At 66.9% G+C, this 19,959-nt stretch carries 21 protein-coding genes; 15 read left to right on the forward strand and 6 right to left on the reverse strand.

Annotated elements, in window-relative coordinates; translation table 11 throughout:
- Positions 1 to 7 precede the first annotated feature (7 nt).
- Both AC6I6X_RS19760 and AC6I6X_RS19765 read right to left on the reverse strand, forming a co-directional pair.
- Positions 8 to 175: a rubrerythrin-like domain-containing protein gene (locus AC6I6X_RS19760; protein WP_497932281.1), complete on the reverse strand. Its 168-nt coding sequence runs from the start codon at positions 173 to 175 to the stop codon at positions 8 to 10.
- Between the two features lie 84 nt (positions 176 to 259).
- Complete coding sequence (locus AC6I6X_RS19765) at positions 260 to 823, reverse strand: class I SAM-dependent methyltransferase (protein WP_497932282.1); 564 nt, start codon at positions 821 to 823, stop codon at positions 260 to 262.
- A gap of 259 nt (positions 824 to 1,082) precedes the next feature.
- Here AC6I6X_RS19765 and AC6I6X_RS19770 point away from each other — a divergent pair, with 259 nt between their 5' ends.
- The 4 genes from AC6I6X_RS19770 to AC6I6X_RS19785 all read left to right on the forward strand — a co-directional run bounded on the left by AC6I6X_RS19770 (position 1,083) and on the right by AC6I6X_RS19785 (position 3,761).
- The gene (locus AC6I6X_RS19770; RefSeq protein ID WP_497932283.1) at positions 1,083 to 2,327 is read left to right on the forward strand and encodes an MFS transporter; all 1,245 of its coding nucleotides are present in this window, start codon (positions 1,083 to 1,085) and stop codon (positions 2,325 to 2,327) included.
- Between the two features lie 103 nt (positions 2,328 to 2,430).
- On the forward strand, positions 2,431 to 3,132 hold the full coding sequence (locus AC6I6X_RS19775) for a class I SAM-dependent methyltransferase (RefSeq protein ID WP_497932284.1): 702 nt from the start codon (positions 2,431 to 2,433) through the stop codon (positions 3,130 to 3,132).
- Between the two features lie 45 nt (positions 3,133 to 3,177).
- Entirely contained in the window at positions 3,178 to 3,315 is a 138-nt protein-coding gene (locus tag AC6I6X_RS19780) for a rubrerythrin-like domain-containing protein (RefSeq protein WP_497932285.1), read from the forward strand.
- Between the two features lie 77 nt (positions 3,316 to 3,392).
- Positions 3,393 to 3,761, forward strand: a complete 369-nt coding sequence (locus AC6I6X_RS19785; RefSeq protein ID WP_497932286.1) for a cupin domain-containing protein — start codon at positions 3,393 to 3,395, stop codon at positions 3,759 to 3,761.
- 5 nt (positions 3,762 to 3,766) lie between these two features.
- Here AC6I6X_RS19785 and AC6I6X_RS19790 read toward each other — a convergent pair whose 3' ends face one another.
- Positions 3,767 to 6,796, reverse strand: a complete 3,030-nt coding sequence (locus AC6I6X_RS19790) for a disk-shape morphogenesis protein volactin (RefSeq protein WP_497932287.1) — start codon at positions 6,794 to 6,796, stop codon at positions 3,767 to 3,769.
- A 100-nt stretch (positions 6,797 to 6,896) separates the two neighbouring features.
- On the reverse strand, positions 6,897 to 7,736 hold the full coding sequence (locus tag AC6I6X_RS19795) for an MOSC domain-containing protein (protein ID WP_497932288.1): 840 nt from the start codon (positions 7,734 to 7,736) through the stop codon (positions 6,897 to 6,899).
- 349 nt (positions 7,737 to 8,085) lie between these two features.
- On the opposite strand from AC6I6X_RS19795, the gene AC6I6X_RS19800 reads away from it, so the two are divergent.
- The 5 genes from AC6I6X_RS19800 to AC6I6X_RS19820 all read left to right on the forward strand — a co-directional run bounded on the left by AC6I6X_RS19800 (position 8,086) and on the right by AC6I6X_RS19820 (position 12,423).
- Positions 8,086 to 9,597 (forward strand): phosphoenolpyruvate carboxykinase (ATP), encoded by a 1,512-nt coding sequence (locus AC6I6X_RS19800; protein WP_497932289.1) that lies wholly within the window; start codon positions 8,086 to 8,088, stop codon positions 9,595 to 9,597.
- Positions 9,598 to 9,948: 351 nt separating this feature from the next.
- The gene (locus tag AC6I6X_RS19805) at positions 9,949 to 11,007 is read left to right on the forward strand and encodes a hypothetical protein (protein ID WP_497932290.1); all 1,059 of its coding nucleotides are present in this window, start codon (positions 9,949 to 9,951) and stop codon (positions 11,005 to 11,007) included.
- A 194-nt stretch (positions 11,008 to 11,201) separates the two neighbouring features.
- Positions 11,202 to 11,399 carry an HEWD family protein gene (locus tag AC6I6X_RS19810; RefSeq protein WP_497932291.1) on the forward strand — a complete coding sequence of 66 codons (198 nt, stop codon included), beginning with the start codon at positions 11,202 to 11,204 and terminating at the stop codon, positions 11,397 to 11,399.
- A 129-nt stretch (positions 11,400 to 11,528) separates the two neighbouring features.
- On the forward strand, positions 11,529 to 11,831 hold the full coding sequence (gene cutA, locus AC6I6X_RS19815) for a divalent-cation tolerance protein CutA (protein ID WP_497932292.1): 303 nt from the start codon (positions 11,529 to 11,531) through the stop codon (positions 11,829 to 11,831).
- Positions 11,832 to 11,943: 112 nt separating this feature from the next.
- Complete coding sequence (locus tag AC6I6X_RS19820; RefSeq protein ID WP_497932293.1) at positions 11,944 to 12,423, forward strand: 50S ribosomal protein L11; 480 nt, start codon at positions 11,944 to 11,946, stop codon at positions 12,421 to 12,423.
- A 167-nt stretch (positions 12,424 to 12,590) separates the two neighbouring features.
- Here the strand turns inward: AC6I6X_RS19820 and AC6I6X_RS19825 are convergent, their stop codons facing one another.
- Positions 12,591 to 13,199, reverse strand: coding sequence for a hypothetical protein (locus AC6I6X_RS19825; RefSeq protein WP_497932294.1), 609 nt, complete (start codon positions 13,197 to 13,199; stop codon positions 12,591 to 12,593).
- Positions 13,200 to 13,565: 366 nt separating this feature from the next.
- Between AC6I6X_RS19825 and AC6I6X_RS19830 the strand changes: the two genes are divergently transcribed.
- From AC6I6X_RS19830 to AC6I6X_RS19850, 5 genes are all read left to right on the forward strand, one after another.
- On the forward strand, positions 13,566 to 14,198 hold the full coding sequence (locus AC6I6X_RS19830) for a 50S ribosomal protein L1 (protein ID WP_497932295.1): 633 nt from the start codon (positions 13,566 to 13,568) through the stop codon (positions 14,196 to 14,198).
- Between the two features lies 1 nt (position 14,199).
- Positions 14,200 to 15,243, forward strand: a complete 1,044-nt coding sequence (locus AC6I6X_RS19835) for a 50S ribosomal protein L10 (protein WP_497932296.1) — start codon at positions 14,200 to 14,202, stop codon at positions 15,241 to 15,243.
- A gap of 20 nt (positions 15,244 to 15,263) precedes the next feature.
- Positions 15,264 to 15,605 (forward strand): 50S ribosomal protein P1, encoded by a 342-nt coding sequence (gene rpl12p, locus AC6I6X_RS19840; protein ID WP_497932297.1) that lies wholly within the window; start codon positions 15,264 to 15,266, stop codon positions 15,603 to 15,605.
- Between the two features lie 88 nt (positions 15,606 to 15,693).
- Positions 15,694 to 16,386, forward strand: coding sequence for an HAD family hydrolase (locus AC6I6X_RS19845; RefSeq protein ID WP_497932298.1), 693 nt, complete (start codon positions 15,694 to 15,696; stop codon positions 16,384 to 16,386).
- A gap of 47 nt (positions 16,387 to 16,433) precedes the next feature.
- Positions 16,434 to 17,672, forward strand: coding sequence for a tripartite tricarboxylate transporter permease (locus AC6I6X_RS19850; protein WP_497932299.1), 1,239 nt, complete (start codon positions 16,434 to 16,436; stop codon positions 17,670 to 17,672).
- 225 nt (positions 17,673 to 17,897) lie between these two features.
- Here the strand turns inward: AC6I6X_RS19850 and AC6I6X_RS19855 are convergent, their stop codons facing one another.
- Complete coding sequence (locus AC6I6X_RS19855; protein ID WP_497932300.1) at positions 17,898 to 18,743, reverse strand: BtpA/SgcQ family protein; 846 nt, start codon at positions 18,741 to 18,743, stop codon at positions 17,898 to 17,900.
- 124 nt (positions 18,744 to 18,867) lie between these two features.
- Here AC6I6X_RS19855 and AC6I6X_RS19860 point away from each other — a divergent pair, with 124 nt between their 5' ends.
- Positions 18,868 to 19,953, forward strand: coding sequence for an NADH:flavin oxidoreductase/NADH oxidase (locus AC6I6X_RS19860; protein ID WP_497932301.1), 1,086 nt, complete (start codon positions 18,868 to 18,870; stop codon positions 19,951 to 19,953).
- The last annotated feature ends 6 nt before the right edge of the window (positions 19,954 to 19,959 follow it).

Consider the following 19,959-nt stretch of genomic DNA (forward strand, 5'->3'; position numbering starts at 1 on the left):
CGTCGCGCTATTCGCGCGGGACGGCGATGTTTTGCAGTTGCACCCTGCAACGCGGGCATGTTCCCGGCGTGGCCGCCCTCGTTCGGTACGTGCAGGTCGGACATTCGAAGGTCGATCGGCCGGGTTTGAACGGGTCCGTGTATCCCATGGTGGATGGATGGCGGTTCCAGTGCATAAACGTTGCCCCAACACGGTAGATATTCCGACGAAAGCTGGGATGAAAAGGCCTTATTGAGTTAATAACTGGACGAACGTCCAATCATTCGTTCCGTCGAATCGCCACGATCGCGAACGTCTCCGGTCGATCCGTCGCAGTCTCGATCTCGAACCCGGCAGTCTCGAGTTGGTCGACGACGTCATCGGGACCGAATCGTTCGTCGAGCGGCGGCCCACTCTCCTCGGTGCCGGTCGCCGACCAGTCGACCGTCACCAGTCGACCGCCGGGGCGGAGTACGCGCGCGAGTTCCGCGAACGCCTCGTCCGAGGCGTACTCGTGGTGCGTCATGTTGGAGTACGCGGCGTCGAGGTGATCGTCCGCGAACGGGAGCGATGAGACCTCGGTCGTGACGAACTCGACGTTCTCCGGCGCGCCCTTCTCCCGGTAGCGATCGTGCATCTCGGACTGGACGTCGACGGCGTAGATCGTCTCGACGAACGGGGCGACGTCGTCGGTGTAGAAGCCGGTGCCCGACCCGAGATCCGCGACGACGTCGTCCTCGCTCGTCGCGAGCATCGATACGAGTTCCTCGCGCGAGCAGTACCGGTATCGGGAGGGGTCCTCGAGCGCGTCGGCACGTTCGATCGGGAAGGTGTGAAAGCCCATTGCCGACGCTTCGAGACGAGCCTACTTCCACCTTTCTCGATGGATTCCACGTCGGATCGAGTACGGTCGCGGTTCTCACCCGTCACACTCGCGGTTCTCGGCCTTCTGCCTCCGAACCGCGCAATCGCTGGACCGCGGTTCTCGGCCTTCTGCCTCCGAACCGCGCAATCGCTGGACCGCGGTTCTCGGCCTTCTGCCTCCGAACCGCGCAATCGCTGGATTCTCGGCGGCGCGTTCCCTGACATCGAGACGAACGTCCATGGCGGTTCCCGAGTCGGTCCAGCGGTACGCCCACCTCGACGTACTGGTCCTGACCGCGTCGATCTGGTTTCTCGCGAAGTTCGTCCGGTACGCCTTCCCGCCGCTGTTCGGTCCCTTCCAGGACAGCTACGGCGTCTCGAACGCGACGCTCGGGACGGCCTTTACCGGATTCATGCTGGTCTACGCGGCGATGCAGTTCCCGTCCGGAATGCTCGCCGATCGACTCGGTTCCGTCGCGGTCATCACGACCGGAGCGCTCGTGGCGGCGATCGCCGGCCTCGCGCTCGTCGTCGACTCGCCGTTCGTCGTGCTGGTCGGAGCGATGCTCGTGATGGGGGCCGGAACCGGCGCTCACAAGACCGTGGCCGTCCGGCTGCTCTCGACCGCGTATCCCGCCCGGACGGGGCGCGCACTCGGCGTCCTCGACACCTTCGGCGCGTTCGGGGGCGTGGTCGCCCCGGCCGCGGTCGTCGCCGTCGCTGGCCTGACGTTCGCGTTCGGCGAGAACTGGCGGGCGATCTTCCTCGGGACCGGCGTCGTCGGCCTCGCACTAGCCGTCTCGTTCCGGTACCGAGTCGCCGAGCGAGTTCCGGACGAGGCCGAGGGAGACGCGGTCAGGGGGCTCGACCCGGGGGCGATCGGCCAGTACGCGACGCTCTTTCGCGATCGGCGATTCTCGCTGTTCGCGCTCGTGACCGTCCTGTTCTCGTTCACCTACAACGGTCTGGTCGCGTTCGCACCCCTGTATCTCACCCAGGAGGCGGGCCTCGCCCCCTCGACCGCGAGCCTGCTCTACAGTGCGCTCTTCCTCGCGAGTCTGGTGCAACTGCTGACCGGCGACCTCAGCGATCGGGTCGGGACGCTGCCGCTGATCGTCGGAACGCTCGCGCTCGCCTCGATCGCGCTGGTCGGCTTCGTCTCGCTCACCGGGACCGCCGACCCCGTCCTGCTCGGCGGCACCCTCGTCGCGGCCGGAGTGGGCGCCCACGGGTACCGACCCGTCCGGGGTGCGTACCTGATGGCGGCGATCCCCGACGACGTCGCCGGCGGTGGACTGGGAATCGTCCGGACGGTCCTGATGGGGGCCGGTGCGATCGCGCCCGCGATCGTGGGCGCGCTGTCGGAAACCGCGGGCTTCCGGCCCGCGTTCTGGCTCCTCACCGCGTCGGTCGTCGCGGCGACGGTCCTCGCAGTGGGCCTGTGGGCGCTCGAGGCCGATCGGGAGGCGACGCGCGATGGGTGATGTGGGATCGGCCTGACCAGCAACCGAGCGGTACGATGGCGGGCCGTGGCCGGTGCCCGGGACCCCCACGACTATCACGAGCCACCACCAGGTTCTGAACGAGATGTCCGACGCGCTCTCCCACGAGTATCCCGCGGTCTACGACGCCCTGTACGCGGACGACCCGTACGACGAGGAGGTCGCGTTCGTCACCGACGTGACGGGGGAGGGGGACCGGCTCCTCGTCGTCGGCTGTAGCACCGGCGAACACAGCCGTCGGTTTCGCGATCGGGGATACGACGTCGTCGGAGTCGATCCCAGCGCGACGATGCTCGATCGGGCCCGGACGAAGTCGGACGCGGTCTTCGTCCAGGGAGCGCTTCCGGATCTTCCCGTCGACGATCGCTTCGACCTGGTGTTCGTACCGTTCACCGTCGTCAACCACCTCGAACACGGGACGGTCGACGCGAGCCTCGACGTGCTCGTCGATCGCCTCGCACCCGGGGGAACCCTCGTTCTCGATACGATGTGGGTTCCGGAGGACGGCACGGACCTGACGCTCGACGTCTACGACCGGCCCGAGGGAAACTACGCTCGACTGCATCAGATGCACGTCCGAGACGCGGACACGGGCACGTACCGATGGGACTCGATCGTCTTCACGCCGAGGGGTACCTGGTTCGCCGACACGCACGACCTGATCGACGCCCCCGCCGAGGCGATCGTCGGCCGTCTCGAGGAGCGGGGCCTGATGGTCGACATCTACGACGGCTACCGGGAGGCCGACGGCTGGCCGTCGACGGTCGTCGTCGCTCGGCGCGAGTGATTAACCGAGACAAGAGTTATCTTTCTCCAGCATGTGTGTTATCATATGACACTCGCAGAGTCACGCGAGGACGAGTACGAGTGCGTCCAGTGTGGCCGGCGAGAGACCGCCGTCGACGCGTTGCTGTCGACCTGTCGGCGGTGCGGGGGCGAGATGCGAAACGTCGAGTTGATCCAGGAGTAGCCGAGCTGTCGTCGTGGCCCGCGCCGATCGTGAGTGGTGACACCGGTTTTTTACGGGCGTTCGTGGGAGGACGATCCATGTACAGACTGGTGAATATCGACGGCGTCGAGCCAGTCGACCTCGAGGACGTCGACCCGTCGTTGCTCCCGATCGGTCCCGAACTCGATCCGGAACGGATGCGCCCGAGCGTCTGGGAGTACGAACGCGGTGCGGAGAACACGTTCCACCGCCAGGCCGAGCAAGAGGAACTGTACGTCGTGCTCGAGGGCACCCTCGAGGTCACGATCGAACGCGACGACGAGCGCGACGTCGTCGAGGTGACCACCAACGACGTGCTCGTCGTCCCAGCCGGATCGTGGCGACAGTTGCAGGCGATCGAGGACAGTCGGGTCCTCGTCGTCGGTGCGCCGAACGTCACGGACGACGCGATCATTGACGAGGAGTAGTCCACCTAGCCGTCGAGGGAGACCGCGATCCCGAGCAACGCTAGCCCGAACACGACCGCGACGCCGCCGACGGTCGTGGTACCCGCAAGTGCGACGACTCCACCGGCGACGACGCCGGCACCGCCACCGCCCGCGAGCGCCGACGTCGAGAGCGAGGCGGTCCCGTCCGTGCCGCGCTCCAGGGCTTCGAGGTCGGCTCGGAGGGTTTCGAGTTCGTCCCGGGTCTGTGCCCCGTCTTCGACCGCCGAAAGCCGATCGTGGACGCTCGCGAGCCGATCGTCCAGCGCGTTGACGGTAGTCGCCAGGCCGTCGACCGTCGACTCGATCGACGAGACGTCCGATTCGAGTGACCTGACGGCCGTCTCGTCGGGGACCGTCGCGACCGTCGTCGTGAGGCCGTCGACCTCGGACGACAGCCGATCGAGGCGCTCTCCGTGCTCGGCCAGTTCGTGGCCGTCGGCGGGCAGGTCGGCGACGGTCTCCGAGAGCCGATCCTGGGCCGCCCGGAGCGACTCGAGGTCGGCCGCCACGTCCTCGACTTCGGCTGCGACGGCATCGACGTCGGACGCCACGTCCTCGACCGCCGACTCGTCGACCCGCGTCTCGAGCCGAGACGAGAGGTCGTCGAGGTCGGTCCGCACGCCGTCGACTCGCTCGGCGAAGTCACCTCGAAGTTCGTCGACGTGCGCCTCGAGGTCGTCACGAACGTCGGCGACTCGATCGTCGATCGTCGTTTCGAGCGTTCCGATGCGTTCCGTCAGGCCGTCCTCGATCTCCTGTTCGAGAGCCGCGACGTCGGCGTCCGTGGCGGTCTCTGCATCGATCGCGTCCACGGCGTCGGTCACCGACTCGAGGTCGGCCTCGAGGTCGGACACGTCGGTTTCGACCGCTTCCAGCGAGTCGGTCAGCGCCGCGTAGTCGTCGTCGATCGTCCCGAGATCCGCCGCGATCGCATCGACCCGGTCGGCGTCGGCCGTCTCGGCCGCCAGACCGTCGATTCGATTGCGAACGCCGTCGATCGTCTCCCGGACGTCCCGAAAGTCCGCTTCGAGCGCGTCGGTGGCCGTTGAGAGGGCAGTCTCGACGGCGTCGACCCGATCGGCGGTCGCTGTGACGCGCTCGTCGAGCCGATCGGCCAGCGTCCCGACGCGATCGTCGATCGCGTCGACCGCCTCGCGGAGGGCGGCGAGACGATCGTCGGTCTGGGCCGACAGGTCGTCGAGCCGGTCCGAGACCCCCGTTACTCGGGTCGCCTCTTCCTCGAGCCGTCCGCACAGGCCCTCGATCCGGGTGTCGACCCGGTCGAGTTCGTCGCCGAGGGCGACGAGTTCCTCGTCGAGCCGCGTGACCGTCTCTTCAACGACGTCGAGGTCGCTCTCCGACGCGGCGTCGGCCGCGAGGTCGGTCAGCTCGTCGCGCAGGGCGTCGGCCCGATCCTCGATGGACGCGGTTCGATCGACCGCGTCATCGAGGCCCCTCCCGAGATCGGTGAGCCGATCGTCGAGGACGACCCGTTCGTCGGCCGCGTCCGCGGACGTCTCTGCGAGTGCGTCGACCTCCGATTCGATCGTCTCGATCCCCGACTCGATCGCGCCGACGCTCCCCTCGAGGTCGGCGAACGCTTCCGACAGCGCGTCCAGGTCGTCCGCGAGTTCGGTGACGGTCTCCTCGCTCGCGTGGCTGGCGCTCTCCGCTTCGATGTCCGTGAGGTCGTCGGCGAACGCCTCGAGTCGATCCTCGACGGCCGCGAGGTCCTCGACCGCGGGCGACCGTTCCTCGACGTACTCGATCTCGTCGGCGAGCCGTTCGACGTCCTCGCTGACCGCCTGGATCTCCGCGTCGCGGTTCGCGAGCCGATCGAACAGCTGGTCGATCGCGTCGTCCGCCCTGTCGTGGTCCGCCTCGGCGGCGAGCGAATCGTCGAACGAGAGCGACGTCTGGACGCCGTCGTCGGTCCCGCCCGTGGCTCCAGTCGAGTCCGCCGTCGCGCCGTCGGTGGTTCCGCCGGTGGCGTTGACAGCAGTCGCGTCGCTCGCGGGCGTCGATCCGTTCCACGTCACGTCGTCGAACGCGTCGACCTCGTCGGCCGCCGCCGCGAGAGCGCCTCTGGCGGCGCTTGCGGCCGGGTCGTCCGCCAGCCGGACGCCGCGGATCGAGAACGGCAGTGTTCCCGCGTCGAACCGCCCGCCCACGAGGTACTCGATCCCCTCGGTCGCGCCGTCGCCGGCGACCGCGATCGGAACGGCCAGTCCCTCCTGGACGTCGCTCGCGTCCGCCTCGGCGGCGATCGCCTCGACCAGGTCGCCGACGAGCGCGTCGTGTGCGGCCGCCAGGGCGCTTTCGACCTCGCCGGTCGCCGCCTCCGGATCGAGGACGAACGCTTCGAAGACGTCTGCGACCTCGGATCGAGCGCGTCCGGTCTCGCTCGCCGCCTGCTGGACGACCCACTCGCTGCCCTTCGCGAGCGAGAACGCGAGGACCGGGACGCCGTAGTACGCGAGCGCGACGCTCGTCGTCTGGGACTCGATGCAGACCCCGAGCCCGGTGTAGTTGTCCGCCGCGAGTTGATCGTAGACGACGGCGAATCCCTTGCTGACAGGCGTCGCCTCTGCCGCGTGGTCCGTCAGGGCGGACGCGACGGCGTCGCGATGGGTCTCCCCCGTCGCGTCGGCGTCGACGACCGTTCCGGGCGTCGTATAGCAGAGCGATCCGCTCGCCGACTCCCCCAAGAGTTCGTCGACGACGGCCGCGAGTGCGGGTTCCGCGTAGTCGTCGTCGACGAGCAGCCCCTTCGAGAACAGCGGCTCCGGCGTCTCCCCCGTCGCGTCGGCGACGGACTGCGCGTCCGACCCCACGACGTACGTCGTCCCGCCCCGGTCGACGGTACGGGCCTCACCCCCGGCGAGTCCCGCCGCGTCGAGCGTCGATTCGTCGGCGGGGAGGACGATCGGCGGTACCGACTCGATCGCCGGGCCGTCCCCGGTGTCGGTGGCCGATCGGATCGCCCCCGGTCCGATATCGAGACCGTATTCCATGGCGACCGAGACCGAGACCACCCTCTTGGAACTTTGGGCCGGAGTACCAGAATTGAAAACTACCGGCAGGCACCGCTCGCGTTCGCCGACTGCGGACCGCTCACGCCGGGTCCGCGGGCGGCGCGGCGATCGGATCGCCGATCGTCACCCCGTCGCCGACTGACAGCGTCGATTCCCACGACGACTCGGGGACGTGCGTATTGACCATCAGGCGGAAGTAGTGATCGAACCAGTCGGTGGCCGCCCAGTCGGGAAGCGTCGCCTCGCGACGCTCGACGAACGTCTCCGTGAATCCGGGCGTCTCCTCGCCCGTGTCGGGGTCGCGCGACGGAACGACGCACCGCTGACACGGGTTCACGCCGTACAGGGGCGTCGCTCCGATTTCGAACGAGACGACCCGGCCCGGCCGATCGTACAACCGGTCCTCCCAGAACGCCGGGACGCCGTCGACGACGAGGTTCGGTCGCAGTCGTCGGCACATCTCCGCGGCGTCGATGCCGTCGTACCACGACGCGACCGTTTCGAGGGTGCGCTGGGCGATGACCGTCGGACCGGACGCGTCCTCGTCGTCCGGATGGCCGCCCTCGTCGTCGCGCACGAGTTCGACCGGGTAGCCGAAGACGTCCGAGAGCCACGACGCGAAACAGTCCCGATCGAGTTCGAGGTGGAACGTGTGGGTCTCGTCGTCGGATCCGGTGACGGTGACGGTCCCGCGGTCGAGGTCGTACTCCGTCTCGAGTTCGTGGATACGGCGCTCGCGTTTGCCGTTGACGTAGGCGTCGAGGGGGTTCTCCGCGAGAGACTCGCGTTTCGTGCTCTCGACGATCGCGTACCGCCGATCCCACTCGAGACCGCCGTTCTCGACGATCGACGCCGACTGGACCGTCGTCGCGTCGAGGGACTTGATCGGGTGAACGCGAATCCGGTCGAGATTTGCCATGGCCGCTGGTCCACCATCCTCCGGTTTAGCGCTGTCCATTCCGATCGGGCGGGCGGGTGCCCTCTCGACCGATGAGAGCGGTGGTCGACTCCGATCGTCGGATGAGAGGAGGCGAGCGCGCACGGGCGAGATTGCGCGCCGGAAGAAAGCGCGATTAGAATTTATTCTGATGTGAGTATATATCGATACCCCTCAGATTACACATCATTATTCGAGAGATTACGAATCGCGTATTCAAACCGTAACACCCGTAGTGCGGGCATACATCACACTGTGGTTGGATAGGAAGTGACACACGCAGAGCAAAATCCCTCATGTTTATACATCAGTGTGGTGGCCAGTCAAGTATATGTCCGAAACCGGGGCGGAGTCCCGTCCACTGGTCCGACAGCTTCCCGATCCGGCGACAGCGTCGAACGTGCGGTACAACCCGTCGCTGTCCGAGCTTCGTGACCTCGCCGCGGCCGACGAGACGACGACCGAGTTCGGTTCGCCGTCGTACGTCAGCGAGTACCGCTCACGGAGCGCCGATCGGACGAAAAACGCCGTCGACCACGAGTTCACCGACCGGGATCACGACCTGGTCGACGACGCGATCGAGGCCGCCGGCGATCGCGACATGGTCTGCGTCGATCGGCTCATGGGGCGCCACCCCGACGCCACCTTCTGCTGTCGGCTCTACGTTCCCGTCGAGTACGCGCGCATCGCCCTCGCGTGGGCGAACCTGTTCGAACCCACCGACGGCCGCGAACCGGACCTCTACACGCTGCAGTTACCCGACGCCGACGAGACCGCGATCCGCGTCTTCCCGGAGGAGGGGGTCACCGCGGTGGTAGGCAGCGACTACACCGGCGAAGCCAAGAAGTCGTTCCTGCGGCTGTTCATGTACCGAATCAAGCAACGCGGCGGCCTCGGTCTCCACGCCGGAAGCAAACGCGTCCGGGTTCGGGACGGTGACGGTGACCTGCGAATCGTCGGGCAGGTGTTCATGGGACTGTCCGCGACCGGCAAGTCCACCCTGACGTCCCACGGCTGCTGGCTCGAGGACCCCGAGGACGCCGTCATGTTGCAGGACGACGTCTGCGGTCTCCTCCCCGACGGCTCCGTCGCCGGTAGCGAGGGCGAGGGCCTGTTCATCAAGACGATCGGACTCGACGCCGAGGAACAGCCCGAACTGTACGCGGCCGCGACCGACGAGTCGGCGATCCTCGAGAACGTCGCCGTCGACCCGGACGGCACCGTCGACTTCGACGACGACCGCTACACCGCGAACTCCCGGGCGATCGTCCAGCGCGAGGAACTCGCGAGCGCGGACGACGAGATTGACCTCGATCGGGTGGACCAGGTCTTTTTCATCACCCGGAACCCGCTGATGCCCCCGGTCGCGAAACTGACCGGCGAGCAGGCCGCCGTCGCGTTCATGCTCGGCGAATCGATCGAAACCAGCGCGGGCGACCCCTCCCGTGCGGGGGAGTCGATCAGGGTCGTCGGCACGAATCCGTTCATCGTCGGATCCGAAGGTGAAGAGGGCAACGTCTTCCGGGACCTGATCGAGACCCTCGACGTCGACTGTTACGTTATCAACACCGGGTATCTCGGCGAGGAGTCGAAAGACGTCGGCGTCGAGGAATCCGTGACGATCCTCACCGAGGCCGCTCGCGGCACGATCGAGTGGACCGACGACGAGCGAACGGGCCTGACGATCCCCGAGCACGTCCCGGGTCTCGACGTCGACGAGTACTACGTCCCCGACCACGTCGACGACTACGACGAGGCCGTCGCGGACCTCCGGGTCGAACGCCGGGCCTACCTCGAGGCGTTCGACGACCTTCGCGAGGAGATCAAGGACGCGGTCTACTGACTGACCGACCCGGAACGTAACGCGTGATGACGTGTCCACCTCCGTTCAAAAGGGTCGATCGAATTCATCGCTGCTGAGGAGTATGGACGACCGTAAACCGGACCGGCGACGAGCGTGACGACGTCCTGGTATAGTTAATATGACAGTTACTGTGGAACTGTCTCGCCGAACGCGTGACTGACGGGGTTCGCGCCCGGTACGAACAATATCGGGGCGTGTATCCGCTATAAACAGTGTTTTCGAGACAGACGTGTCGATTGAACCGCCGGTTTCCCGCGAGAATCGTCGGTTTATCACTGAAATGGTACTACTGGTTTACCATGCGGGATCGGTCTCTCTCCTACTGGAGGCATGAGCGCACGCAAAATACTCGCCGTAACAGTCGTACTGATGATGCTCATCAGTGGGGTCGCATTCGCGATAGCCCCGACTGGCGCGGTCGACGAACACGAAGACGACGATGCACAGGAACCTACAGAAGACGGCGTCGCCGATAGCCAGTTGCAGGTGACGGTCGAAGACGCGACGATCGTTCTCCTCTCCGAGGATAGCGAGATGGCCGACGAAGCCCCCGCCGACGTCGCGGACAACGAGTCCGCCGTCGACGACTCTCAGCAGGGCGTCACGGTCCTCGAATCCTCGGTCGAGGTAACGGTCGAACAGGCGTCGGTCGTCGGCGCTGGTGACCAGTCCGCCGGCGCCGCCGAAGACGCGAACGGCCTCGACTCCAGCGATACCGAGGACGACGTGAACGGCGTCGAAGACGACACGGCTAACGAATCCGACGATGCCGTCGCGGACGATAGCGCGACCGATGACGCCATCGGCAGCCAGGAAATCACCGTTCAGGAGGCGACCATCTTCGTCGTCGTCGAAGACGGCGACCAGCCGACCGACGCGAACGGCGCCGAAGACGGTGATGCGATGAACATCCAGGAAGCGACCGCCTTCGTCCTCGTCGAAGACGCCGGCGAGATGCTCGCCGATCAACCGGTCGAGACGGACGACGGTGCCGCCGACGATAACGAGTCCGACGCGGTTGACGACGATGATAACGACACCGACGTTATCGACGACAACGAATCCGACGCAGTCGACGACGGAGACGGCCTCGACGAAGACACGTCCGACACCGAGACCGACGAGGATCGGCTGCAGGTGACGATCGAAGAGGCGACGATCTTCATCGTGATCGACGCAACTGAGGACCAACCGACCGAAGAACCGATCGCCGAAGACGACGAGTCCGAGGTAGACGACGACAACGAGACCGAAGTCGACGACGAGAACGGTCTCGACGACAACGAAACCGGGGTTGACGACGACAACGAAACCGGGGTTGACGACGACAACGAAACCCAGGACGACGACACCGCTGAAGCGGCGGTGACGAGTTCCTGCAGTTCTTGAGATCGACTCACCCCCGACGATATTTTTCGGCGGCCGAAACACGCTGGCTCGCAGCGACAGTCACGGCCGTCCGATCGGGGTCCGGTCCTCTCCTCAGGTGGCCCGATCGATGATCTCGCGCCGCGCCCCCGAGAGGCCCGCAGCAATTGCCGAACACTGATACTGTTATATGCGTCCAGACCCCACAGCCGACAATGAGCGCACAGGTACGAACGCCGACTGCACGCACGTGCGAGCGATGCGGTCGAGCCGAACGCTGGGACGAGGACGTCGAGGCCTGGCAGATCGCCCGCGAAGACGGCGATCGACAGGTCGGCAATCCACACTGCATCCACGAATGGGACATCAACGGGGCGTTCAACCCCGTCACCGGCACCGTCAACGGGAAGTAGTCCACGCCAGTTCGCGTCGTCAGCACGCTCCCCACCCCGGGGATCCGAATCCGCGCGTCTAGATTCTATCCCGCTTCGAGTGACTGCCAGTCGGATGGCATTTTTGTCGCATCGCCCGTATCGACAGCTATGCCAACAGTATACATCACGGCACCACCGGAGGCGGCCGGATCGATCGCCGAACGGCTCGTCGAGGACCGGCTCGCGGCCTGCGTCAACCGGCTCTCGACGACCTCCACCTACCGCTGGGACGGCGAAATCCACCGCGACGACGAGGCGGTGTTGCTCGCGAAGACGACCGACGAGGCGTACGATGCCCTCGTCGACCGGGTCCGGGAGACCCACCCCTACGACGTGCCGTGTATCGAGCGCTTCGACGAGAGCCACGTGCTGGAGTCGTTCGCGGAGTGGCGGTCGGAGAACGTGGCGTAGCGGTACTGCGGGACCACTCGAGCCCGATCGATCGACGCGTGCGTGAGTGTCTGACAGGCGGTGACTGCCCGAAAAAGCAACCCTTAAAACTCGCGCACGGGTTGTGACGCGTATGGCTGGAACCATCGAAGTGCTCGTTCCGGGTGGACAGGCCAACCCAGGCCCGCCGCTCGGTCCCGAGCTCGGACCGACGCCCGTCGACGTGCAGGCGGTCGTCCAGGAGATCAACGACCAGACGGAAGCGTTCGACGGCACCGAAGTGCCCGTCATCGTCGACTACGAGGACGACGGCTCGTTCGAGATCGACGTCGGTGTCCCACCGACGGCCGCGCTGGTCAAAGACGAGGCCGGTTTCGAGACCGGCAGCGGCGAACCCCAGGAGGACTTCGTCGCCGATCTCTCCGTCGACCAGGTCAAGAAGATCGCCGAGCAGAAACACCCCGACCTGCTCGCGTACGACACGAAAAACGCCGCGAAGGAAGTCGTCGGCACCTGCGCCTCGATGGGCGTCACCATCGAAGGCAATGATGCCCGCGAGTTCAAGGAGAAAGTCGACAGCGGCGAGTACGACGACGTGTTGGCCGAAGCGTAAGCGACGGGGCTCGAAGCACGAGCACAGCGAGTGCTTCTTCGTTCTTGCGGTCGGGACCAACACGCTCGGGAGTGCGAACTCCGCGTCTGTTCCTCGGCGAGAGCCGAAACGACGATGAGAGAGGAGTCGATCGGCGATCAATCAGAACAGCGTGCGCGCGGGATAGCCTAGATCTGGTTCGCAGGCGGAACCGTTCGCTCGTCCGGGCTCGTCGTTCCCCTGAAACCGACGAGCACGCGGACGCTGGCCCCCATCCCGAACGCGGCGGCGATCGAACCGACGGCGATCGCGACCGGGACCGTGATCGCGGCGAGGCCGCCGAGCAGACTGCCGACGAGGATGCCGGCCCAGAGTTCGGTCCGGCCGACGCGAGCGGCGATCGATCGACCGAACGCGACGAGCCCGATCGCGGTGACGGCGGGAAGTACCGTCACCCCGAGGACGACGAGGGGGACGCCGAAGAACGCGCCGACCGACGTCCCGAGCATGAGGTAGCCGACGCCCGTGAGCAGTCCGACGACGAGGGTACTCGGGAGGCCGATACAGACGGAGATGACGGGGCTCCGACGACACTTCGTCACTGCCCGGTTCCCGTACCCCTGGAGCATCCCGAGGACCACAATCGACACGAGAAGCGTCGCGACGACCCCGCCGACGGCCCGCATCAGCGCTGGGAACGACTGGATCGTCTCGATCGGGCCGTCCTCCACCCCGAGGCGGACGACCGATTCGAGCACCGCTCCCCCACTGGAACTATATAACTCTGTTGGCCACATACTCACGTGGTACACTGTCACGATCTATAGTATTTCCGGTTCCACTGAGTGTTCTCCCTCCGTATTCGTCGATCGTCGACCGGAAATCGATAGCGACGGGCGCCGGAAAAACGAGCGTCGCAGATCGGGGCCGATCGATACCGGTCGGCGACGATCAGGCCGGAGACGTCCGAGCCACGCCGATCGTCGACGATCGAGGCTGTCCGAGGTCCGCCGGTGGTCGAACCGGCGGAACGCGATCGCTCGGCGGATCGACGGTGTAGTTCGACGGGTTTAAGTTCGGCATGGCACTTCGTTCAACAGAGACAGGCATTGCCTGTTTCACTGACCCGTAGGAGCACACCCTGCGTACTACGGAGGTGAACGATGGCAGATTCGGATATTGAAACCGCAGTGGCTCGCGCACTCGAGGAGTCGCCCGATCGGAACTTTACCGAGACGGTAGACCTCGCGATCAACTTGCGCGACCTTGACCTGAACGAACCGTCGAACCGTGTTGACGAGTCCGTCGTCCTGCCGTCCGGAACCGGCCAGGAGACGCGAATCGTCGTCATCGCCGAAGGAGAGACCGCAGTCCGCGCCGAAGAGGCCGCGGACGAGGTCCTTTCGGTGGACGACGTGGCCGATCTGGACGACGACGAGGCCAAAGATATGGCCGACGAGACGGACTTCTTCATCGCCGAAGAGGCGATGATGCAAGACATCGCCCGGCACCTGGGTACCATCCTCGGTCCCCGGGGGAAGATGCCGGACCCGCTCTCGCCCGACGACGACGTCGTCGATACCGTCAACCGGCTCAAAAACACCGTGCAGCTTCGCTCCGGCGACCGCCGAACGTTCCACACGCTCGTCGGCGCCGAGGACATGGATGCCGAAGACATCGCCGACAACATCGACGTCATCCTGCGTCGCCTGCACGCCGACCTCGAGAAGGGGCCCCAGAACATCGACGCCGTCTACGTAAAGACGACGATGGGCCCGTCTCAGGAGGTGGCCTAGAATGAGCGCACAGGCTGAACGCAAGACCGAGAACCTTCCCCAGTGGAAGAAAGAGGAGGTCGACGAGCTCGCACAGCTCATCGACGACTACGAGAGCGTCGGCGTCGTCGGCATCGCCGGCATCCCCTCGAAGCAGCTCCAGGACATGCGCCGCGGACTGCACGGCACCGCCGTGGTGCGCGTCAGCCGCAACACCCTGCAGACGCGTGCGCTGGAGGACGCTGGACTCGACGACCTCGTCGAGCACATTGAGGGACAGGTCGGTCTCGTCGCGACCGACGAGAACCCGTTCTCGCTCTACAAGGAACTCGAGGCCTCGAAGACCCCTGCCCCGATCAACGAGGGCGAAGTCGCCCCGAACGACATCGTCATCCCCGAGGGTGACACCGGTGTCGACCCGGGACCGTTCGTCGGCGAACTCCAGAGCATCGGTGCGAACGCACGGATCGAGGAGGGCTCGATTCAGGTCATGGAGGACTCGACGGTCCTTTCGGCCGGCGAGGAGGTCTCTGCGGACCTGGCGAACGTCCTCAACGAACTCGGTATCGAACCCAAGGAGGTCGGTCTCGACCTTCGCGCCGTCGTCGCCGACGGCGTGCTCTTCGATCCCGAGGACCTCGACATCGACATCGAGGCCTACCGGAGCGACGTGTCGACGGCCGCCGCCCGCGCCCGGAACCTCTCGGTCAACGCGAGTTTCCCGACCGCGACGACGGCCCCGACGCTCATCGCCAAGGCCACGGGCGAGGCCAAGAGCCTCGGCCTGCAGGCCGCGATCGAGGACGAAGACCTGATGCCCGATCTCGTCTCCAAGGCCGACGCACAGCTGCGTGCGCTCGCGGCCCAGATCGACGACGAGGAAGCCCTGCCGGAGGAACTGCAGGGCGTCGAGTCGCCCGCTGCTGAACCCGCGGCGGCCGACGAGGGCGAGGACGAATCGGCAGACGAAGACGCAGACGCCGAGGCAGAGGCCGATGCCGACGACGACGATGACGATGACGACGGCGGCGACGGCGCGGAAGGACTCGGCGCAATGTTCGGCTAATCACAACGGAGGACACTACAATGGAATACGTTTACGCTGCACTCATCCTGAACGAAACGGACGAAGAGATCAACGAAGACAACCTGACGGACGTGCTCGACGCTGCCGGCGTCGACGTCGAGGAGTCCCGCGTGAAGGCGCTCGTCGCCGCGCTCGAGGACGTCGACATCGACGAGGCAGTCTCCGAGGCCGCTGCCGTCCCCGCCGGCGGTGCCGCGGCAGGCGCTGGCGCGGCCGAGGAGGCCGCAGGCGACGAGGAAGAGGAAGAGGCCGAAGAAACCAGCGACGTCCCGGACACGACGGACGAGGACGACGAGGAAGACGAGGCGGACGGCGAAGGCCTCGGCGAACTCTTCGGCTAAGTCGCGACGCGAAGACACCGTACGATCCCGATTTCTTTCGACGCCGATCGCCGGTAGCTACTTCTGCGGTCCGTGTGAACGCCCAACAGTGACGACGGCAGTCTACTTCGACCTCGACGGAACGCTCTGTTCGTACGACGTGCCGTTCGAGGAGCAGTTCGAAACGACCGTCTCTTCCTACGGCGAGCCGACCGACGCGGCGTACGACGCCTACGTCGAGCGACTGCTGGACGCGCTCGACGACTGTGAGGCGGAGCCGTACCGGCGCGCGTTCGAGGCGGTCGCGGAGACGATCGATCTCGATGCATCGCCAGCCGCACTCGCCCGGGAATACTGCGAGACGGAACTCGAGGCGTCCGTCGTCTCGGGGGATGCAAAACGGGTGCTCGAGCGAGTCGCGAAGACCGCTCCGACCGGGATCCTGACGAACGGGGACGGACGGCAGCAGCGAGCGAAACTCGAGCGACACGGCCTCGACGGGCCGGTCGACGCGGTGATCGTCTCGAACGGCGTCGACGTGAGAAAACCCGATCGACGGATCTTCGACCTCGCGAAAGCCCGCCTGCCGGCCGACGACTACGTCTACGTCGGGGACAGCTACGAGGAAGACGTCCTCGGGGCCCGGCGAGCTGGCTTTCGGACGGTGTACGTGACCGAGAGCGGTGCAGAGCCGGAGAGCCCCAACGCGGCAGACGCCGTCGTGTCGAGCGTCGGCGACCTGCTCGAACCGGAATCGCTCCCGGCGGCGATACGGCCCGTCTTCGGGCCGCCGCGGACGTAGCGTCGATCGCCGCGGGTTTAAACGGGAGAAGGCGGCCAGATGGAGCGATGGCCGCTCCCGTCGAGTTCGTCGTCGAACCGAGGCTGACGGTGCAGCTGCTCGGCTGGACCCTGGCCGGAACGCTGCTCGGAAGCTGTAGCGGGCTCGTCCCCGGCCTCCACGCGAACAACTTCGCGCTCCTGCTCGCGGGGGTCGCGCCGTCGGTTCCCGGTCCGCCGCTGTTCGTCGGCTGCGCGATGCTCGCCGCGGGCGTCGTCCACACGTTCCTCAACGCCGTCCCCGCGATGGCGCTGGGGGTGCCGGACGCGGAGATGGCGGTCACCGCACTGCCGGGCCATCGGCTGGTCCTCGCCGGGCGGGGCCAGGAAGCCATCAGGCTGTCGGCGCTCGGGAGTCTGCTCGCCGTGCTCGCCGCGATTCCGCTGGCGATCCCGATCACCGTGCTGATGACCGCGGCGTATCCGACGATCCGATCGTCCCTGCCGCTCCTGCTGGCGATGGTCGTCGTCGCCCTGGTCGCGTCCGAACGAACCTGGCGAACCCGGGCGGCCGGACTCCTCTCGTTCGCCCTCGCTGCCGGACTCGGCCTGCTGACCCTCGATCTCTCCCCCGACGCGCCGCTCGACGCCGGCGGGACCCTCGCGCCGCTGTTCGCCGGCCTGTTCGGCGCGCCCGTGCTCATCGACGCGATCCGCGGCGGCGGCGTCCCGCCACAGGACGGCGAGGCGATCGCGCTCTCACGACGGCTGGTCGCCGCCACGGCCGTCGCTGGCGCGCTCGCGGGCGCGATCGTCGGTTACGTCCCCGGAATCTCGGCCGCGATCGCCGCGGTCGCCGCCCTCGTCGTCGTCCCCACCGACGCCGGCGATCGGGGGTACATCGTCGCGACGAGCGGCGTCGATACGGCCAACACGATCTTCGCCCTCTTCGCACTCGTCGCGATCGGCCAGCCCCGGACGGGCGTGATGGTCGCCTTCGAGAGCGCGAACGCGCCGCTCGACCTCCCGGTCCTGCTCGCGGCCGTCGCGCTCGCGGGGCTGGCCGGATTCGGTCTCGTCTGCGTCGTCGGGGACGCCTACCTGCGGCTCGTCGGACGGCTTCCGTACTGGAAGATTTCGGCAACTGTGCTGGCACTGCTCGTCGTCCTGTCGTTCCTGTTCACCGGCCCGATCGGCGGCGTCGTCTTCGCCGCGGCGACGGCGATCGGGATGGTTCCGGTTCGGTTGCGTGCTCGAAGGGTTCACCTGATGGGGGTGTTGATCGGGCCGCTGGTACTCGGTCAGTAGCCCGTAAGATCCGTTCGAATCGCCGTGTCGGGCGCAGAGAAGACCTGCCGAACCCGATACTCGTCGGAGTCGCGATGCTCGCAGTTGGTCGTCGTCTTCGTCACGGCCGCGGCGACCAGGATGGTGTCGGTTCGACTACGGGCGAGTCACGTGCATCTGATAGACGTGTTGATTGAGCCGTTGCCGTTCGGCCACTGACTCGTATCTGCGAGACTCAGATCCGCGTTACGCGTCATCCGAACCGCTGTCCCGTGCGGCTGAGACCACCCGACGAACCCGATCGGTATCGACCGGGTTCGTCGTCTCGCCGCCCTCTTTCAGCGCCGTGCCGACGATCGCGCCGTCCGCACCGGCCGCGAAACAGTCCCCGATCGTCGCCGGAGTGACACCGCTGCCGACGAAGACGGGCACCGATCGATCGACGCGCGCGACCGCGTCAGCGACCCGTTCGACGGCCTCGAGTTCGGTCTCGCGGCCGGTTCCGGGACCGGAGACGATCAGTCCGTCGGCCCGTCCTCGTTCGACGGTCTCGATCGCCGCCCCCTCGAGATCACGGTCTCCGATCGGCGTCGCGTGCTTGACGTGGACGTCCGCGAGGATCGCGGCGTCGGCGTCGATCCGATCGCGGAGGCGGAGCGTCTCGTGTGCCCGTCCTTCGATCACCCCCTGGTCGGTCGCGGCCGACCCGACGTGGACGTTGACCCGGACGAAGGCAGCGTCCGCCGCGGCGGCGATCGAGAGAGCCGCGATCGCGTCGTTCCGGAGCACGTTGATGCAGACGGGGACGTCGACCGCGTCGGTCAGCGTCGTCGCGAGCGCGGCCAGATCGGCGACGACGTGTTTCGGAACGTCGTCGGGGTAGAACGGCGCGTCCCCGAAGTTCTCGAGGACGATGCCGTCCACGCCGCCGGCTTCGAGTCGCCGCGCGTCGTCGAGCATCCGGCTCCGGATGGCGTCTCGATCGCCGTCCGAGGCCGGCGCACCCGGAAGCGCCGGCAGGTGTACCATCCCGATGACTGGCCGATCGGCGTCGAACCGCTCCTGGATCGGTGATCGCGGTGCAGGTGGCATGCCGGTACTCGTGTCTCGATCGCCTAATCAGTAGGCCGTTCCGATCGATCGGGGTCGTACCGACGTGCCGGCAAGTCCCTCCCCGTTCACGGCAGTTTAGCCCGCCCACCGTCAAGGGCCGGCGATGACCGATCTGTTTACGCCGCTGTCGCTTCGTGACGTCGACATTCCGAACCGACTCGCCGTCTCGCCGATGTGCCAGTACTCCTGCGATCCCGACGGCCTCGCGACGGAGTGGCACCGCGTCCACCTCGGGAGTCGCGCCGTCGGCGGTGCCGGCATCGTCGTGACCGAAGCCACCGCCGTCAGTCCCGAGGGGCGGATCACGCCCCACGACCTCGGAATCTGGAGCGACGATCACGCGGCGGCGCTCGCCCCGACCGCCGAGTTCATCCGCGACCAGGGAGGGGTGCCGGCGATCCAGCTCGCCCACGCGGGCCACAAGGCGAGCAAGACCCGCCCCTGGGAGGGGAACGTCCCCATCCCCGCTGACGAGGAGAACGGATGGGAGGTGCTCTCGCCCTCGCCCGACGCGTACCCGCCGTTCGACGGCGATCGGCCGTCGATGCGGAAGGCGACCGGGGACGACATCCAGGGCGTGATCGACGACTACCGCGCGGCCGCCGAACGAGCGCTGTCGGCCGGGTTCGAGGTCGCCGAAGTGCACGCGGCCCACGGCTATCTCCTCCACGAGTTCCTCTCGCCCGTCACGAACCGGCGCGAGGACGACTACGGCGGGAGTTTCGAGAACCGATCGCGACTCGTCCGCGAGGTCACCGCGGCCGTCCGCGAGGTCTGGCCCGACGAAAAGCCGGTGTTCGTCCGCATCTCCGGCACGGACTGGCTCGACGATCGGGAGTCGTGGACGATCGAGGAATCGGTCCGCCTCGCCGACGACCTCGCGGCCCTGGGCGCGGACCTGATCGACGTCAGTTCGGGCGGCGTCCACCCCGACCAGGAACCGCCCGTCGGGCCGAACTTCCAGGTTCCGCTCGCCGAAGAGATCCGCGAGCGGACGGACGTCGCCGTCGGCGCGGTCGGCGGGATCACCGAACCCGAACAGGCCGACGCCCTCGTGCGCAACGACCGCGCGGATCTCGTCCTCGTTGGCCGGGAGTTCCTCCGCGACCCCTACTTCGGCCTCCGATCGAGCGACGCCCTCGACGGCGATCGGGAGTGGCCGATCCAGTATCGCCGCGCCGTTCGATAATCGACT

This window comes from Halosolutus sp. YCN4 (assembly GCF_059736495.1).

What these genes read in the sequence shown, in the direction of transcription:
- AC6I6X_RS19760 (WP_497932281.1), bottom strand. Translation starts at nt 175, where the DNA reads ATGCACTGGAACCGCCATCCATCCACCATGGGATACACGGACCCGTTC.
- AC6I6X_RS19765 (WP_497932282.1), bottom strand. Translation starts at nt 823, where the DNA reads ATGGGCTTTCACACCTTCCCGATCGAACGTGCCGACGCGCTCGAGGAC.
- AC6I6X_RS19770 (WP_497932283.1), top strand. Translation starts at nt 1,083, where the DNA reads ATGGCGGTTCCCGAGTCGGTCCAGCGGTACGCCCACCTCGACGTACTG.
- AC6I6X_RS19775 (WP_497932284.1), top strand. Translation starts at nt 2,431, where the DNA reads ATGTCCGACGCGCTCTCCCACGAGTATCCCGCGGTCTACGACGCCCTG.
- AC6I6X_RS19780 (WP_497932285.1), top strand. Translation starts at nt 3,178, where the DNA reads ATGACACTCGCAGAGTCACGCGAGGACGAGTACGAGTGCGTCCAGTGT.
- AC6I6X_RS19785 (WP_497932286.1), top strand. Translation starts at nt 3,393, where the DNA reads ATGTACAGACTGGTGAATATCGACGGCGTCGAGCCAGTCGACCTCGAG.
- AC6I6X_RS19790 (WP_497932287.1), bottom strand. Translation starts at nt 6,796, where the DNA reads ATGGAATACGGTCTCGATATCGGACCGGGGGCGATCCGATCGGCCACC.
- AC6I6X_RS19795 (WP_497932288.1), bottom strand. Translation starts at nt 7,736, where the DNA reads ATGGCAAATCTCGACCGGATTCGCGTTCACCCGATCAAGTCCCTCGAC.
- AC6I6X_RS19800 (WP_497932289.1), top strand. Translation starts at nt 8,086, where the DNA reads ATGTCCGAAACCGGGGCGGAGTCCCGTCCACTGGTCCGACAGCTTCCC.
- AC6I6X_RS19805 (WP_497932290.1), top strand. Translation starts at nt 9,949, where the DNA reads ATGAGCGCACGCAAAATACTCGCCGTAACAGTCGTACTGATGATGCTC.
- AC6I6X_RS19810 (WP_497932291.1), top strand. Translation starts at nt 11,202, where the DNA reads ATGAGCGCACAGGTACGAACGCCGACTGCACGCACGTGCGAGCGATGC.
- cutA (WP_497932292.1), top strand. Translation starts at nt 11,529, where the DNA reads ATGCCAACAGTATACATCACGGCACCACCGGAGGCGGCCGGATCGATC.
- AC6I6X_RS19820 (WP_497932293.1), top strand. Translation starts at nt 11,944, where the DNA reads ATGGCTGGAACCATCGAAGTGCTCGTTCCGGGTGGACAGGCCAACCCA.
- AC6I6X_RS19825 (WP_497932294.1), bottom strand. Translation starts at nt 13,199, where the DNA reads ATGTGGCCAACAGAGTTATATAGTTCCAGTGGGGGAGCGGTGCTCGAA.
- AC6I6X_RS19830 (WP_497932295.1), top strand. Translation starts at nt 13,566, where the DNA reads ATGGCAGATTCGGATATTGAAACCGCAGTGGCTCGCGCACTCGAGGAG.
- AC6I6X_RS19835 (WP_497932296.1), top strand. Translation starts at nt 14,200, where the DNA reads ATGAGCGCACAGGCTGAACGCAAGACCGAGAACCTTCCCCAGTGGAAG.
- rpl12p (WP_497932297.1), top strand. Translation starts at nt 15,264, where the DNA reads ATGGAATACGTTTACGCTGCACTCATCCTGAACGAAACGGACGAAGAG.
- AC6I6X_RS19850 (WP_497932299.1), top strand. Translation starts at nt 16,434, where the DNA reads ATGGCCGCTCCCGTCGAGTTCGTCGTCGAACCGAGGCTGACGGTGCAG.
- AC6I6X_RS19855 (WP_497932300.1), bottom strand. Translation starts at nt 18,743, where the DNA reads ATGCCACCTGCACCGCGATCACCGATCCAGGAGCGGTTCGACGCCGAT.
- AC6I6X_RS19860 (WP_497932301.1), top strand. Translation starts at nt 18,868, where the DNA reads ATGACCGATCTGTTTACGCCGCTGTCGCTTCGTGACGTCGACATTCCG.